Origin of the sequence: Rhizobium grahamii CCGE 502 (genome assembly GCF_000298315.2) — a bacterium.
Classification (GTDB): domain Bacteria; phylum Pseudomonadota; class Alphaproteobacteria; order Rhizobiales; family Rhizobiaceae; genus Rhizobium; species Rhizobium grahamii.
On the sequence record NZ_AEYE02000034.1, the window covers coordinates 42,153 to 57,744 of the forward strand.

Here is a 15,592-nt window from a genome sequence, read left to right on the forward strand (position 1 = left end):
CGGACAGGGAGGAATGGGACGGCTTGAGCTTGTCGATTGCGGCCGGTGGCGACGTTTCGGCAACGAGATGAAGTACAGATTGTCGCGGCGATCTCTTCGGAACTTGGCTCGCGTGTGACGCAGGCACAGTGACAGGGATTTTGCGTTCGAGGTCATGAATGGCGCCGGCATAGGGTCATTGCCGAATGCCGGCCATTGAGGCTGTCAGCACGGATGGGTCGTTGCCCGTGGACCGCGATGTCGACATGGTCGCCGCCCTCTATACACTCCGTCCCCAGGTTGCGCAGCCTTGCCTACTCGGCGCGGCGTGCGAGCATGCGGCCGAGTTTGACTGAGGTCAGCTGTCGGATTTTCCGAATCGCCCGATTCGGAGATGCCATTGCGTTACGCGCTATCCTCGCCCTGTCGCGCCAATCGCCATAGCGATTTATTGGAAGCGATAGCAATTCCGGCCACGTTTGTTGGATCCCCTGTACTATGAGGCCGTTGTTGCGTCTGAGGGATGGTGGCACAGACAGCATCGCCATATAGATATCTCTTGAAACAAGCGGGTTCACCTCGACTATCCGCGGCGCAGCGTACGACTGCGAGAAAGCCCAGCAACTCATCCGCAGTTCCATATAGGCAAGATCCAACAGGAAGAGGCTGTCATAGTGCCTGAGCGGTTCGAGCCAACGCTGCACCTCCTTAAGTAACAAAGGATGATGCGGAAGTTTCAGCCTCGACACGATGCCAGGCGCATCAATGGCTATTCCTTGTTCAGAATTCAACCAAAGGAAGCCGCGGCCTATCTCGCCGCCGAGCCCTCCGATGAAGATCCTGCCGTTCAATGGCTCGACGCTTGGATGCATCGTCATATTGGAGCCGCTGATGCAATGGCCGACGCGCATCTGCCAAGCTCTCGCTCCATTCGCGTCCGCTTCTACATATTCGAGCAGGCGATGCTTCAAGTCGAAGCGCCTTGCTAGTTCCCTCGAGCGCGTGACGTCCAGTTCCGCACCCGGGGCCTTGACCGTGACGAAGTCAATATCTCCGGCAAAACTACGGCAACAGCCGAGAAGAAGGCGCGTCTCGTTGCCCGCTGTAAGAGCCATTGTCCCAAGTCCGGTCCGCTGGATTGCCCGTATTGTGCGTTCGACTTTATCCGCTATCAAGGCGACCGGCTCTGAAAGATCCTTGGCTTCCTCAATCTTGCCGGCAGGCCAATGCCGCACCGTCTGCATAGTTACCATATCAAGATAGTGGTTGCACATCAGGCGTCTGATGCCGGTATGTGCAGTCAGTCCTGCTGGAAACCAGCCATCCTGATCAACGGTCAATCCTCGATACAGCTCGTTATCGAACCGTTGGCGGTAGGCTGATGGGTCGAGAAGCAACGCGGTCGTGGCGGCTGCAGTTTTGGTTTGAGGGTCGTAAACCAGGGAATTGCTGCCGTTCGCATCGAGATAGATACGTCGCGCGAAGGTTGTATCGAGTACGAAGACAAAACTGCCCGCTAGCCGGTAGATCTGTTCCTCAACCCACTGGTCGATATCGTTGATCTGATCCAGTGAATCGTCCAACCGTATGGAGGACGTAAGAATTTCCTCCGCGTCGGTATCGATGACGGTTCCTAGAAGAAGTCCTATTGAGCGGCCGGACGCATCCAGCACATCAACCCTGTTTAGTGGTTCAAAGACGTCAACGCATAGCGTTTCTAGACAGTGGCGCGTGGCACTCGCAGCCGTCGGGCAGTCGCCCCGCGAAACAATGAACTGTCCTTGGAAATCAGGGAGGGGAAAAATGTGGCTGGTTCCAATCATCATTTTGCTAGTCAACTTGACTTCCTATTTTGCTTTGGACTGGGAACTACTCGCCGCTTAAGGGGCGAAGATCCTCGTCCCAGGCATTGCCAGACAAGTCACTGCGGTTGGTTGGAGCGAACGTCGCGATCTGACCGTAAATTCCGCAATGGCCATTGTGGCCGTAGATTTTTGAAAAACGGTTGCCGATGATCCGGATGTGGCCACTACTGGGTGCGAATGCCCCGGATTCGCCACCGTACACGCAGTAGGAACCGCCCGAAACAAGATTGCGTGTAATCGTCACGTTGCGCGCGGGGGCGAAATCCGAATAGACAACGATCGGAGCTGAAACGCCCTCCTGAGAAAGCAGAACCGTATTGTGGTCGAAGATAACATCGGTCGCTCCGCCATGATTTGAGATGCCCGAATGATGGTCGCCCGCCTTGTGGCCAAGATCGCGCACGAAATTTCCCTGTACTAGGCCCTCGCGCTCGATCGTAATACCGTTGGAAACGTTCCAGATATTGTTTCCGCGAACGATCAAGCCCCTTGCACTGCCATAAACATCGCTTACGCCGCGGCTAGCCCGCTGATCTGCCGCGCCATCGCATCCCAGGAGATTATTCTCGATACGCGCGCCGTCGGCGTCATAGCCATCTGCGGGGCGACCGGCACGGACGGCAACGATGGAATCTGTGTCGCACGCGAGTATCTTACTGTCACGCAGTGTGACATTCGGTGCGTCGATGACGACCTGTCCACGCACTTCGACGGCTTCGATCTTTGCTCCCGGCCCCGTGACGCGCAGCCTGCCCATGTTCGGCTCCCACGCCCATCCTGGGCCTGACGACACATCTTGCGGCACCCGTCGGAGGACGGTTCCGCGTGCAGGCCCGGTATTAGTCTCATCGGGATAGCCGCATACAGATGGGCGCTCGGCGCAATGCGTCTGTTCGGGGGCGGGCAGGCATGGTGACGAGCCGCCGCACACGTCATCTTGGCCCTCGGCAAGGGAGGCGCCGGACGCTGATAATGTGGCCGACATAAGCATGGCAATGCTCCCCCACGCAGCATTGCGCAGCCTGGCCTGTCGGAAGGTGGCCCATGACGATCGGCTCAACCTCGGTCTGTTCGCCTGACAGCTGCCAATGGCATCGGCTCTACGCGATCTGCGCGCTAGAAATCCGATGACTCGATGGCCGAATCTGACTGCCTTCATTCCCCGTTTCTCCGCTCTAGTAACCTTGCGGCGGCTCGGTCACTGCCTTCGCAATTGTTGCTGTAGGGTCCTCCCCAATCAACCTCTACCAAGGACTCTAGATGACGACTTTTGTGATAGTCACCCGCGCATCGACATGCTCTCTAACGAACCGTTGTTTTCAGAGATCGCACCCATCACTGTCCTTAAAAGGGAGATGAAAGCTTTCTCCAGTGGCAATTCTCTTTGAGAGCAGGCGCCTAGTTCCTCTTCGTAAAATAGATCAATTTATATTGTTTTGTTCAATATATCCGCTGCTACGCAATTTGACCTAGAGCACGTCCGCAAGATGAAGAAAAGTAAACGCGTACGCCGGCGCGCCATTATAAAGTCTCGTCGTAACCGGAACCAATTTGTCATGCCGGATAAGCACAACGACGTCTGGTCGGGCAAAGACCCCACGCGCGGCCGAGAAGCCGCTTGTTGAGTTGATACAATGTTAGCGCCACCAAAACGCGAACAAGCAGCGACCATCGACGGCCGAGGCCATCGACAACAAGCCAGTTATGTTGCCCGTTTGCGCCTCCGAACAGTCAAGGAGTTAGTCGGCCATATCACAAACACGCTAAACCCGGATTTGTGTTTGCGACGACGCGAGCTATATCCGTTTCGAGCCCCTTTCAAATTGCCGCATTGAGATCTATTGCTTTGCTCCCTATAAGCATGCGCGTCAGCGAAGGAGAGGCGGTTGCAGGCACGAAAGGCGATGATCATGCTATGGATGTTGCGCATGACCTGCGCAATCGCCTTGCTGCTTGTCAGCTTCGCCCATCAAATGCCCTCCCTTGCGAAAGAGGCGTTCGTTCCTGCCGAGTTTGCAGAATATATCCTTCCTGACGGCACGCTTCCCGTTATCTGCATAGCGGACAAGGCAACCGGGATGGACAAGCATACGGCGCAGCAATTGCATGGCTGTGAAGCTTGCCGGATTGCCGCCTCGGTTCTATTGCCGGTTCCTGACAATGATCGCAGCAAACATCTTCCTGCCGCGACCCTTGCTTTGTGGCATTATGACGTTGAAGTGTCTTTCAGACGGATCATATCGCCGAACACTGGGCCCCGGGCACCACCCGGTTCGCCCGCATTTGCTTGAACCGGCAAATCGGCTCATCCGCAATGCTTGGCACAATAGGCGCTGATTTGCGCTGTGGACATCCGTTCGGCCGTTAGTAGATCGAACCGCATCCAATTCCATCTCACAAGGGGCGTTTTTCTTCCGACCGTCGCTTTCCGTCGTTGCGAGGAATCCCTCTGCTAGGAACACATTTTGAAAAAGCTGATGATTCTCATAACAAGCCTGTTTTTTACCGGCCTGTTTGCTGCAGTCGCTACCGCCAATGACATCAAGGTGGGCGCCATCGATATCGGACACCCCCGTGCACGGGCCATGGTGCCCGGTGCCAAGGTGGGTGGCGGTTACCTTGAACTTACCAACACCGGTTCTATCGATGACAGGCTTGTCCGCATTACATCCGAACGCGCGGCAACGGCGGAGGTCCACCACATGAGCGTCGCCAATGGAGTGATGACAATGCGGCCGGTTGTTGACGGACTGACGATACCAGCCGGCAAAACGGTAGAACTCAAGCCGGGCGGCTATCACGTCATGTTCATGGATGTTGCTAAGCCTTTCAAGGAGGGCGAAACGATCAGGGCGACCCTGACCTTCGAAAAGGCCGGTTCCGTCGACGTAGAATTCACTGTCGGAAACGCTGGAGGTGTAAAGTCGACTTCTCCGGACGGTCATCACGATATGGGCGGAATGGATATGTCAAAGCCGCAATAGCGTGTTTGACGGCGAGTTTCAAAATGTCTCAGCAAGGGGAATTTCAATGACCAATTCTCGTTTCACAGCCCTGTTGCTCGCAGCGCTTCTCTGCTTTGCAGGCCGCGCCTTGGCACACGCCCATTTGACTGACAGCCTCCCCGCCGACAAGGCAACTGTCGCGGCAGCGCCCGCGGAAATCGATTTGCATTTTTCCGAGGAACTCAACATCAAGTTCTCGGGCGCAAAGATCACCGGCCCTGGCAAGGCATCTGTCAAAACAGGCGATCCTGTTCTCGTCGACGAAGGCAAGACGCTAAAGGTCCCACTTTCGGAGCGGCTAGGTCCAGGGGCCTACTCGGTGGACTGGCACGTTCTTTCGACGGACGGACACAAATCAAACGGCAATTATAGCTTCGTGGTCAAGCCGTGACTCCCGACGCTGCGCTCATTCTGTGCCGCTTTTCCCTTTATGGCTCTGCCATGTTCTTGTGGGGAGCGTCCGCGTACCTCGGCTGGTTCGTTCCATCGGGATTGGCTGCACAGGTGGGCCAGCAGTTGCGCACCTGGTATCGCCTCGCACTGTTTCTGGTCGTCATCACGACCGCCCTGACGCTTCCACTGCAGGCTGCAACGATCGGCGAGGGATGGACCGACGCGTTTCAGCCGAAGATGCTTAAGTCTATCCTGGGCGAGACCAACGTTGGCCAGGCCTGGATTGGCCAGGCCTGCGCGACCGTCTTTCTCCTCCTGTCGTTCGTGGTGCCATTTGTCGGGCGACGCGCGATAGCCGTCGGTGCAGCACCGCTTTTGATCAGCGCGACGATGACCGGTCACGCCGCCATGAACAGTGGCTGGCTACGACCCCTGCACCGCATCAACGACGGTCTTCATCTCCTGTCGGGAGGCGCCTGGATCGGTGCGCTTCCCGCCATCGTGGTTATCCTTCCTAAACTTCGTGAACCAATGTGGCAGCAGGACGCTCGTCTTGCATTGACACGGTTTTCGACAGCGGGACATGTGGCCGTCGGGCTGGTGATCACAACAGGTATCGCCAACACCATACTTGTCGTCAAAGCCCCTCCAATAGACTGGCAGATAGACTATCAACGTCTCCTCGGTATCAAGATCTTGATCGTCTGCCTTCTGGTCGGGATCGCGATCAACAATCGCTATATCCTTGTTCCGAGGCTCGGCCGGAGCGCGACCCTGGGATGGTTGAAGTGGGCCACCATTGCGGAAATGGCTTTCGGCTTCCTTGTCCTTGGCCTTGTTGCCGTCTTCGGCACGTTGCAACCGACGTAAGCTCCTCGAGCGACCTACGTCAAATAACGGTGGCGAGGCAATTTGAGCTTTATGCTTGCCGTTCGCCGTGCCATTTTCCCGGCAAAGCTGCATTGAAAGAGGCAACCCATGTTTTCAAAAACGAAAAGATTCAACATCGCACTCGCGGCTTGCGTTCTTGTTCCTTCGCTTGCCTTCGCCCATCCAGGCGACGGCCAAACGCTCGGGTTTTTTCATGGCTTCGTTCATCCGGTGGCGGGACTTGACCATGTGCTCGCGATGGTCCTCGTTGGCATCCTCGCATGGCAGCTCGGCGGTCGTGCGCTATTCGCGGTGCCAACCGCTTTTGTGTCGTTGATGGCTCTCGGCGGCGCGCTTGGAGCAGCGAAGATTTCCGTGCCCTTCGTTGAAACCGGCATCGCCCTATCCGTCATTGTACTTGGTGCCGCTATTGCAATCGAAATATGGATGCCGGTTGCCCTCGCGACGGGCGCCGTTGGTCTATTTGCAGTCTTTCATGGACATGCCCATGGCCTTGAGATGCCCGAAGCGGCTGGCAGGATCGCCTATGCAGCCGGGTTCTTGGTGGCAACCGCAATACTGCACGGCCTTGGGATCCTGGTGGGCTGGCTAATAGGCAAGGCAACCGAACGCCACGGGAAAATCGTCACCCGCGCGGGCGGAAGCATTGCAGCACTGGCCGGCTTCGGCCTTCTCACAGGACTTATCTGATGTGGCGATACTGATCCCCCACGTCGACCCGAACTCTACACCAAGCGGCGCGCTTCGAGTGCTTCCTGGAGGGACTTTTGCACGATTGACGGCGTCGCAGGTTTTTTGACGACACCGAGAGCGCCGCGGATGCGGCCCTCGACCATCTCAGGATTTCCCGTCATGAAAACAACCGTAACGCCAAACTCGTCGACAAGACGTTGACCAATGTCAGGCCCCGTCGCACCGTCTGCTAGATTGACGTCGACAAACGCAATATCGGCTTTTGGCGCAAGCGTAAGAGCCTGCTCCGTGTCGCGTGCAAGACCAACGACATCGAGACCCATTCCTGTTACGGTTGCTTCCAGATCAAGCGCAATCAGGAATTCGTCTTCCACGATCATGACCTTGCGTGCGCTGTCTCCGGTGAACTTGTTTTCCGCCCGGCCGAACATAAGTGCCCCTTTAAATCCACATCCACTTGATCGCCTTGCGTAGGCCTTGCGGAAACGGGACGTAAGCGAAATGGTTCCGGACATGCAGAGTTGTTGTTGCCAAACCAGTCGGATTGGACGAGTGCCGGCTATGCATGCTTGCGGTCTGCAAGGTGATTGTCAGACAGCGTTTTGCCTGTGTTGACAACTGGATAGAGAGTGCCGAGAGTGCAGGCCTGATCAGCGCCAGCATCTTGGGGGACGTATGTTTGTACGCGCGTTTTTTGCCGTTGCCGTGACCCTTATCTCGGTCAGCTTACCGACAGCAGCTGCCGAGACCACACGCACCATACAGACGGTTCAGGATGCCGATTACTTCGGCTTCGACCTGCGCACGGAACAGAACCTCACCCTGGATCAGTGCAAGTCGTCCTGCATAGGCGACAAGTCCTGCAAGGCCTTCACCTATAATCCGAAGGTGAAATGGTGCTTCCTTAAATCCGACTTCAAGACGATGAATGCTTTCCCCGGCGCCATCGCTGGCAAGATCGTCGAGACTTCCGCCGCTAAGAAGGAACCGGACATTGGTGCGGCTCCCCGCCTCACCTTCCTGTCCGGCGACGTTATCCAGCAGGCCCGCGACGACAAGTCCAATCTTGAAGTGGCTGACGATCAGCAGGGCCAGAGTGCCGACAGCCTGATCGCCAATGGTCGCCTCGACCTGACGTCAGGCAACGCCATCGACGCCGTGAAATCTCTTCGAAGTGCGCTCGCTCTCTCCGCTGATGACGCCGCACTGTGGCTGGAGACGGCCCGCGCGGCCGACAGCTTCGTCCAGACCGACGACAACAATGGCAGCGACCTCTACGGACAGGCCGTCCTTGCCGCCGTCAACGGCTATGAGCTGACGCGGACGACGGCGAGCCGTGCGGAGGCGCTGGCCGTCCTTGCCGCCGCCCTCGACAAGAATGCAAATTATCGTGCCGCACTCAACGCCTACAAGGCGAGCCTCGCACTGGTCAGCTCGAAGGATGTCCAGGCGGCGTTCCTGAAGCTGAAGGCGACTCACGGGTTTCGCATGACGGAGCATACCGTCGATGCCGACGGTGCAAACCCTCGCGCCTGTACGACATTCTCGGAAACGCTGGTCAAGACGATCGACTACACCGCCTTCGTGACCTTGAACGGCGCCGCGCCCAAGGCTCTCGAGACCAAGGACAAGCAGATATGCATCGAGGGGCTGGCACACGGCGAGAACTACAAGATCACCTTTCGTACTGGCCTTCCGTCTTCCGTGGACGAAGTCCTGGAGGTGCCGGTCAGCCTCGATATCTATGTCAAGGATCGCACGGCAAGCGTACGCTTCACGGGGGACAGTTTCGTCCTGCCTTCGACCGTCCGTCGCGGGATCCCGATCGTTTCGGTCAACATGGCTTCCGCCGATCTCAAGCTCTATCGCATTGGCGATCGCGGCATCGCGTCGCTTTTGACGAGCTCGCAGTTCCTGACACAGATCGATGGCTATAGCGCGCAGCGGATCGAGGACGAAACCGGCGAACTGGTCTGGCAAGGGTCGATCGATGTCGCCAATGATCTCAACAAGGATGTCGTCACCAGCTTCCCGGTGGATGAGGCGCTGCCAGAGCGCAAACCGGGCGTCTATGTTCTGACGGCAACGGCGCCAAACGCCCCGAACCAGGACTGGAATGCCCAGGCGACGCAATGGTTTGTCGTTTCCGATATCGGCATCACGACATATGCAGGTACGGATGGCCTCAATGTCTTCACCCGCTCGCTAGCTTCGGCAAGGCCGATCGCTGGCGTAGAGCTGCAGCTTCTGGCGAAGAACAACGAGGTGCTCGGCACCGCGACCACGGATGAGAACGGCCGCGCGACGTTCACCGCCGGCTTGATGCGCGCCACGGCTGCCCTGACCCCCGCTGTTATTACCGCCAGGAAGAGTGACTCAGACTACGTCTTCCTCGACATGACCCGAGCGGGATTTGACCTCTCCGATCGGGGCGTCACAGGGCGCGGGTCTCCCGGTGCCATCGACGTCTTGAGTTGGACCGAGCGCGGCATATACCGCGCCGGCGAGACGGTCCATGCCGCTGCCCTTGCCCGCGATACCGATGGCAAGGCGATCGAGAACCTGCCGCTGACCTTCATCTTCCTGCGCCCCGATGGTGTCGAGGACCGCCGGATCGTCAGCCAGACCAGCAATGTCGGCGGCTATGCCGTCGACCTGCCCGTTCAGGAAAGCGCCATGCGCGGCACCTGGACGATGAACATTCATACCGACCCAAAAGGCTCGCTGATCGCGACAAAAACCTTCCTCGTCGATGATTTCGTGCCCGATCGCACCGACATGGAGATCAAGACCGAAGCAAAAATCATCGGTACGGAAACGTCTTCGACAATCAACATCAGCGGCAAGTATCTCTATGGCGCGCCAGCAGCAGGACTGTCGCTGGAAGGCGATGTCGTGATCAAGCCCACCCGCCAGGCGGAGGCCTTCCCCGGATATTTCTTTGGCCTCGCCGACGAGGAAGCGAGCGAAGACACACGCCAGACCATAGAAGGCCTGCCCGACCTCGACGAAAATGGCGATGCTGTCACTGAGCTGACTGTCGGCGATCTGCCCGCGACGACGCAACTTCTGAGCGCCACCGTCTACATAAGGATGCAGGAAGCCGGTGGTCGTGCCATCGAGCGTTCGCTTGTCCTTCCCGTTAGGAACCAGGGCCCGATGATCGGCATCAAGCCGGAATTTTCCGGCGACCTTGGCGAGAACTCGATCGCGAACTTCACCGTTATCGGGGTCGATACAGACGGCGGGAAGCAGGTTATGAGTGGCCTGCGCTGGAAGCTCTATAAGCTAAATCGGGACTACCAATGGTATCGCGACGGTACCGCCTGGAAATACGAGCCGATCTATACCGCCGAGCAGGTTGCCAACGGCAATGTCGATGCATCTCTGGACGGAGCAAAGATATCGTCTCCCGTCGCCTGGGGGCGTTACCGCCTCGAAGTCGAAAGTACTGAGACCGACGGACCTGCAACAAGCGTGGAATTCGACGCAGGCTGGTTCGTCCAGGCGACGTCGACGGAAACGCCGGATGGGCTCGAGATTGCGCTCGACAAGGACAGCTACAAGATTGGTGAGACGGCCAGGCTTAAGGTCTCGTCGCGCTACGCCGGCGAATTGATGATCGCAGCCGGAACGGAAAATCTCGTGGCCGTGCAGAACGCATCAATTGGTGAGAAGGGCGGCGAAGTCGATATTCCCGTCACCTCAAATTGGGGTGCCGGTGCCTATGTGACCGCCACGTTGTTTCGCCCGGGTGACGCGCAGGAAAGCCACATGCCGATGCGCTCGATCGGCGTGACATGGCTGAAGGTTGATCCGGCGGAGCGCTCGTTGCAGGTTGCGATCGATGCGCCGGAAAAGATGTTGCCGCGGGCGTCCTTGCCGATCACCCTTGCCGTTGCCGGCTCTGGCGCCAATGAGGATGCCTATGTGACCGTTGCCGCCGTTGATGTCGGCATCCTCAATCTGACCCGCTACGAACCGCCCAACCCAGAAGACTGGTATTTTGGCCAGCGGCAGCTTGGGCTTGAGATCCGCGATCTCTACGGACGGCTGATCGACGGTTCGCTCGGCGCTACCGGCATGCTGAGGACAGGCGGGGACGGAGGTGCTGTGGCACTTCAGGGAAGCCCGCCGACGCAAAAGCTTGTCGCCTTCTTCTCCGGTCCAGTGAAGCTCGATGCCGAAGGCAAGGCAACGGTGAGTTTCGATATTCCGCAGTTTAACGGGACGGCCCGGCTCATGGCGGTTGCCTGGTCGAAAGCCGGCGTTGGCCACGCAACGAAGGACGTCGTCATCCGCGATCCGGTCGTGGTGACGGCGAGCCTCCCGCGCTTCCTGGCGCCTGGAGATACGTCCGAGCTTCGGCTCGATATTGCCAATACGGATGCGCCAGCAGGCGATTTCAAGCTGACTGTTGCCGGTAATGAGGCTGTGGGGGTCAATCAGGCCGCGCAGACGATCCATCTGGAGGCGGGAGCCAAATCAGCCGTCACGCTCGCTGTTGTCGGCAAGCAGCCGGGCAATGGCAGCGTTTCGATCAATCTTGCTGACGCCGCCGGCCTGTCGCTGAATCAGACGGTCGACGTCCCCGTCCGACCGGCTGCTCTGCCGATGACTGAACGCCGAGTGCTTGCGCTCAATCCCGCTACGAAACTCGCCATCGACAGCGCCTTGTTAGCCGACAGCGTGCTGCCAGGCGCCTCTGTGAGCGTCAGCGTCACGCGTTCGGCCGCATTTGACATTCCTGCCCTGCTGATGTCGCTAGATCGCTACCCGCTCGGATGCGCAGAGCAAACGACCAGCCGTGCCTTGCCGCTGCTCTATCTGAGCGAGCTTGCCAGACAGGCTGGCTTAGAGGATGACGCAGAGGTCAAGAAACGGGTACAGGATGCGATCTATCGGGTGCTCTCCTATCAAGCCTCGGCCGGGAGTTTTGGCCTGTGGGGACCTGATAGCGGCGATCTCTGGCTCGATTCCTATGTCTCCGATTTCCTCACCCGCGCACGCGAGCAGAAATACGATGTCCCGGAGCTCGCTTTCGCACAGGCGCTGGAAAACCTTCAGAACGCGCTGAGCTACGATGTCAATGTCAAGGAACAAGGGGACCAGATCGCCTATGCCCTCTATGTTCTCGCCCGCAACAAGAAAGCCGCGATCAGCGACCTTCGTTATTATGCCGATACAATGATCAACGACTTCCCGACGCCACTTGCCAAGGCTCATATTGCCGCGGCACTGGCCCTCTATGGCGATGCGACCCGTTCGAAAAACATCTTCGTCGACGCCCTGCAGATGTCGGAACAGTCGATGATAACGCGCGTCAATCTCTCGAGGACGGACTATGGCTCGATCCTGCGAGATGGAGCTGCAATCCTGGCGCTTGCCGCCGAGAGCCGTCCGGTTCCACCCGTGGTTGCGGAACTGGCGAAAGCAGTCGCCAAGGAATGGAGCCGCAGCAAATACACAAGCACACAGGAACAAGCCTGGATGCTGCTTGCCGCGCGCGCTATCCAGGGCGGTGATGATTCGATCAAGATCGATGTCAACGGCGCGTTTCACAATGGCGCCTACATGGCAAAGATGACGGGCGACGCCTTGCTCGGCAACAGCCTTGCGCTCACCAACCAGACCGGAGAGCCACTCTCGGCTGTCGTGACGACGGTTGCCGCCCCCGTCGTGCCGCCGCCCGCGGGTGGCGATGGCTTTGCCATCGAGCGTACCTACTACACGATGGATGGCGAGGAGACGAATGTCACCGAGGCCACGCAGAATCAACGCTATGTCGTTGTCCTCCACATCACGGAAAGCAACAACTGGCCGTCGCGGATCGTCGTGACGGACCTTCTGCCCGCCGGCTTCCAGATCGACAATCCGAGCCTGGTCGACAGCGCCCAACTGACGAACTTCGACTGGATCGGCGAGGTGACGGCTGCCCACACCGAATTCCGGAACGACCGGTTCGTGGCCGCATTCAATCGGTCGGCGGCCGACAACCGTGAAATCAATGTCGCCTATGTCGTGCGCGCCGTGACTACAGGCACTTACGATCATCCGGCCGCCGTCGTCGAGGACATGTATCGACCGCAGCTCTTTGCGCGGACCGCAACCGGCAAGATGGAGGTCACAGCAGCGTCGAAATGAGATCTGGAAGAAAGCTCGCGATCGGAAGTGCTGCCGGCATACTCCTTGCCGGTGCCGGCATGGTCGTCCTCGACGTCGCCGACGGAGCGTATCCGCCGCCGCTCGCCATGGCAGACATAGTTTCGGCCGAAGTGCTCGACAAGGACGGTCAGTTGCTGCGTGCATTCGCAATCCCTGGAGGTCTCTGGCGGCTGAAGACTACCGTGGCCGACGTCGATCCGCAGTTTCTCAAGATGCTCGTCGCCTACGAGGACCGGCGGTTCTACACCCATGCCGGTGTCGATTTGCAGGCCATCGGACGTGCCGTGCTCCAGCTCGTCATCCATGGCCGCATCGTTTCCGGAGCATCGACGCTATCAATGCAGGTCGCCCGGCTCATCGAACCGCGGCAAGGTCGCTCGCTGTCGGCAAAACTTCTGCAAATGGCGCGTGCCATCCAGATTGAGCGTCGCCTTTCCAAGGAGCAGATCCTCGATCTCTATCTGACGCATGCCCCGTATGGCGGCAATCTCGAGGGGGTGCGCGCCGCAAGCCTTGCTTATTTTGGCAAGGAACCGCGGCGGCTAACCGTTGCGGAGGCCGCTCTCCTTGTCGCGCTGCCACAGCTGCCCGAAAGGCGCCGGCCGGATCGCAATTTAGCGACAGCCGAGGCGGCGCGTAAACGGGTGCTGGAGCGTGTCGCCGTTGCAGAGGCTGTCGGCGAGGGTGAAGCGGCGCGTGCGGAAGTCGTACCGGTGCCGTCTCGACGCATGCAGCTCCCGGCGATTGCAGCCCATGTCGGCGAAACAGCGCGACGCACGGATCCAAAAGCGCTGCGATACCAGACAACCCTGAAGAAACAAGTGCAGACGGGATTGGAAGCAGTCGCCCGGGCCTCCGCCCTGAGGCTCGGCCCGAAACTGTCGATCGCCATGGTCATGGCCGATGCCCAGACGGGCGACATCATCGGTGAGGTTGGCTCCGCCGACTATTTCGACGCCAGCCGCTCTGGCTGGGTTGACATGACGCGCGCCAGTCGTTCGCCGGGCTCCACCCTGAAGCCGTTCATCTATGGCCTCGCATTCGAGGAAGGTCTCGTCAGCCAGGAGACAATCATCGAAGATCGCCCCGCCGATTTTTTCGGCTACCGGCCGCGGAATTTCGACATGAGCTACCAGGGGGATGTCACGGTGCGCGAAGCATTGCAATTGTCGCTGAACGTCCCGGCGGTCAAGTTGCTCGATGCCGTCAATCCGGCCAAGCTATTGATCCGCTTTCGCCGCGCCGAGGTGCGCCCTCTGTTGCCGCCGAATGAAACGCCCGGCCTGGCAATCGGGCTCGGGGGCCTCGGCATAACGCTGAAGGATCTGGTACAGCTTTACACGGCACTCGCCAATCGCGGCCAGCCAGTTCGCATCGGCGATGGCGTTAACGACCGGCCGGGCAAGATCGACGGCGAGGGAATGCTCGATCCGGTGGCCTCCTGGAATGTCGCCGATATCCTCTCGGGCGTCATTCCACCAGCTGGCGCACCGAGACGCGGCATCGCTTACAAAACCGGCACCAGCTACGGGTATCGCGATGCCTGGTCCGTGGGATACGATGGCCGCTACGTGCTCGGCGTCTGGGTCGGTCGACCCGATAATGGTTCCGTTCCCGGGCTGACAGGATACGGAACTGCTGCTCCCATCCTGTTTGAAGGTTTTGCAAAATCGGGGATTGCGACGACGCCCCTTCCCCGCCCGCCCTCAGGTGCAGCACGGATCGCCCAGGCCGACCTGCCGATAAGCCAACGCCGCTTTGCCATCAATGCGGGTGGTCTCCTTGCGATGTCGAGCCGCGAGCAGGCACCGCAGATCGTTTATCCGCCCGAAGGGGCCCACGTCGATCTCGGGGCACGAACCGGAGACGGTTTGCCGCTGATGTTGAAGCTGCAGGGCGGGCGAGGTCCTTTCCGGTGGCTTGCGAACGGCAAGCCGTTGCCGGATATGTCCAGGCGGCGTACCAACCAATGGATCCCCGACGGTGCCGGCTACTCAAAGCTGACGGTGATTGACGCTATAGGTCGGGCGGCGAGCGTCGGCGTCTATATTGAATGAGGGACGGTCGGCTCTCCAAACCAAGCGCCTGTTTTCGCAGCCAGTGGCTGTGATCAACCGAAAACATCTCGCTAGCGGCTGAACGGGCGAAGCCGGCGCAGACGGTTTGCTGCGTAGCCGAAAGCAACACCGACCATCGCGCCGAATGCCTTCACAAACGCATCTCCGAGCCTGGCATGGCGGCTGGCGGACAAATATTGCAGCAGTTCGATTGCAGCCGCACCGACGATCATCAGGACCGCGCAGGTCCAGAACCGCCGAGGATAAGCGGTCACGAAAAGTCCGGCCATCAGCGTGAAGGCAAGTGCCCTGTCATAGTTTACCGGCATCACGTCATGCGGCCTCATGCCGATCGGTGAAACGGTTACGAACAGAATAGCGCCAAGCCACAGCCACGCGGCTGCCTTTGTCAGTCGATCCATGAGGCGCACGATAGCCGACCAGTGCTCCGGCCTCCAGTCAGCTGAAGTGCTGAAACCATTTTTGGGCGAGTATAATCGACACCTTGTCGTTTTCGCCGTTTTTATTGTTTTGGAACAATGGC

The 15,592-nt window shown here is 58.8% G+C and carries 11 protein-coding genes; 7 read left to right on the plus strand and 4 right to left on the minus strand.

The features are described from left to right. Nucleotides 1-293: 293 nt before the first annotated feature. On the minus strand, nt 294-1,817 hold the full coding sequence (locus tag RGCCGE502_RS27330) for a hypothetical protein (RefSeq protein ID WP_141652423.1): 1,524 nt from the start codon (nt 1,815-1,817) through the stop codon (nt 294-296). A gap of 31 nt (nt 1,818-1,848) precedes the next feature. After that, nucleotides 1,849-2,601, minus strand: a complete 753-nt coding sequence (locus tag RGCCGE502_RS27335; RefSeq protein ID WP_016557453.1) for a right-handed parallel beta-helix repeat-containing protein — start codon at nt 2,599-2,601, stop codon at nt 1,849-1,851. Nucleotides 2,602-3,730: 1,129 nt separating this feature from the next. Here RGCCGE502_RS27335 and RGCCGE502_RS27340 point away from each other — a divergent pair. The 5 genes from RGCCGE502_RS27340 (at nt 3,731) to RGCCGE502_RS27360 (ending at nt 6,823) form a co-directional block, all read left to right on the plus strand. Further along, nucleotides 3,731-4,135: a hypothetical protein gene (locus RGCCGE502_RS27340; RefSeq protein WP_016557454.1), complete on the plus strand. Its 405-nt coding sequence runs from the start codon at nt 3,731-3,733 to the stop codon at nt 4,133-4,135. A gap of 174 nt (nt 4,136-4,309) precedes the next feature. Beyond that, a complete protein-coding gene (locus RGCCGE502_RS27345; protein WP_016557455.1) occupies nt 4,310-4,828 on the plus strand; it encodes a copper chaperone PCu(A)C in 519 nt (172 codons plus the stop codon). Between the two features lie 46 nt (nt 4,829-4,874). Next, nucleotides 4,875-5,240 (plus strand): copper homeostasis periplasmic binding protein CopC, encoded by a 366-nt coding sequence (copC, locus tag RGCCGE502_RS27350; RefSeq protein WP_016557456.1) that lies wholly within the window; start codon nt 4,875-4,877, stop codon nt 5,238-5,240. After that, the gene (copD, locus tag RGCCGE502_RS27355; protein ID WP_016557457.1) at nt 5,237-6,112 is read left to right on the plus strand and encodes a copper homeostasis membrane protein CopD; all 876 of its coding nucleotides are present in this window, start codon (nt 5,237-5,239) and stop codon (nt 6,110-6,112) included. The genes copC and copD overlap by 4 nt, the downstream gene beginning before the upstream one ends. A 108-nt stretch (nt 6,113-6,220) precedes the next feature. After that, on the plus strand, nt 6,221-6,823 hold the full coding sequence (locus tag RGCCGE502_RS27360) for a HupE/UreJ family protein (protein WP_016557458.1): 603 nt from the start codon (nt 6,221-6,223) through the stop codon (nt 6,821-6,823). Nucleotides 6,824-6,858: 35 nt separating this feature from the next. On the opposite strand, the gene RGCCGE502_RS27365 is transcribed toward RGCCGE502_RS27360, so the two are convergent. After that, nucleotides 6,859-7,257: a response regulator gene (locus RGCCGE502_RS27365; RefSeq protein WP_016557459.1), complete on the minus strand. Its 399-nt coding sequence runs from the start codon at nt 7,255-7,257 to the stop codon at nt 6,859-6,861. Between the two features lie 244 nt (nt 7,258-7,501). Between RGCCGE502_RS27365 and RGCCGE502_RS27370 the strand changes: the two genes are divergently transcribed. Both RGCCGE502_RS27370 and pbpC read left to right on the plus strand, forming a co-directional pair. After that, nucleotides 7,502-12,970, plus strand: coding sequence for an alpha-2-macroglobulin family protein (locus tag RGCCGE502_RS27370; protein ID WP_016557460.1), 5,469 nt, complete (start codon nt 7,502-7,504; stop codon nt 12,968-12,970). After that, a complete protein-coding gene (gene pbpC, locus RGCCGE502_RS27375; protein WP_016557461.1) occupies nt 12,967-15,048 on the plus strand; it encodes a penicillin-binding protein 1C in 2,082 nt (693 codons plus the stop codon). The genes RGCCGE502_RS27370 and pbpC overlap by 4 nt, the downstream gene beginning before the upstream one ends. 71 nt (nt 15,049-15,119) lie before the next feature. Here pbpC and RGCCGE502_RS27380 read toward each other — a convergent pair whose 3' ends face one another. Next, nucleotides 15,120-15,470: a VanZ family protein gene (locus RGCCGE502_RS27380; RefSeq protein WP_019280307.1), complete on the minus strand. Its 351-nt coding sequence runs from the start codon at nt 15,468-15,470 to the stop codon at nt 15,120-15,122. Nucleotides 15,471-15,592: the final 122 nt, after the last annotated feature.

Excerpts from the sequence above, each read along its gene's own strand:
- RGCCGE502_RS27335 (WP_016557453.1), bottom strand. The coding sequence starts at position 2,601 with ATGGGCAGGCTGCGCGTCACGGGGCCGGGAGCAAAGATCGAAGCCGTC.
- copC (WP_016557456.1), top strand. The coding sequence starts at position 4,875 with ATGACCAATTCTCGTTTCACAGCCCTGTTGCTCGCAGCGCTTCTCTGC.
- RGCCGE502_RS27360 (WP_016557458.1), top strand. The coding sequence starts at position 6,221 with ATGTTTTCAAAAACGAAAAGATTCAACATCGCACTCGCGGCTTGCGTT.
- RGCCGE502_RS27365 (WP_016557459.1), bottom strand. The coding sequence starts at position 7,257 with ATGTTCGGCCGGGCGGAAAACAAGTTCACCGGAGACAGCGCACGCAAG.
- RGCCGE502_RS27370 (WP_016557460.1), top strand. The coding sequence starts at position 7,502 with ATGTTTGTACGCGCGTTTTTTGCCGTTGCCGTGACCCTTATCTCGGTC.
- pbpC (WP_016557461.1), top strand. The coding sequence starts at position 12,967 with ATGAGATCTGGAAGAAAGCTCGCGATCGGAAGTGCTGCCGGCATACTC.
- RGCCGE502_RS27380 (WP_019280307.1), bottom strand. The coding sequence starts at position 15,470 with ATGGATCGACTGACAAAGGCAGCCGCGTGGCTGTGGCTTGGCGCTATT.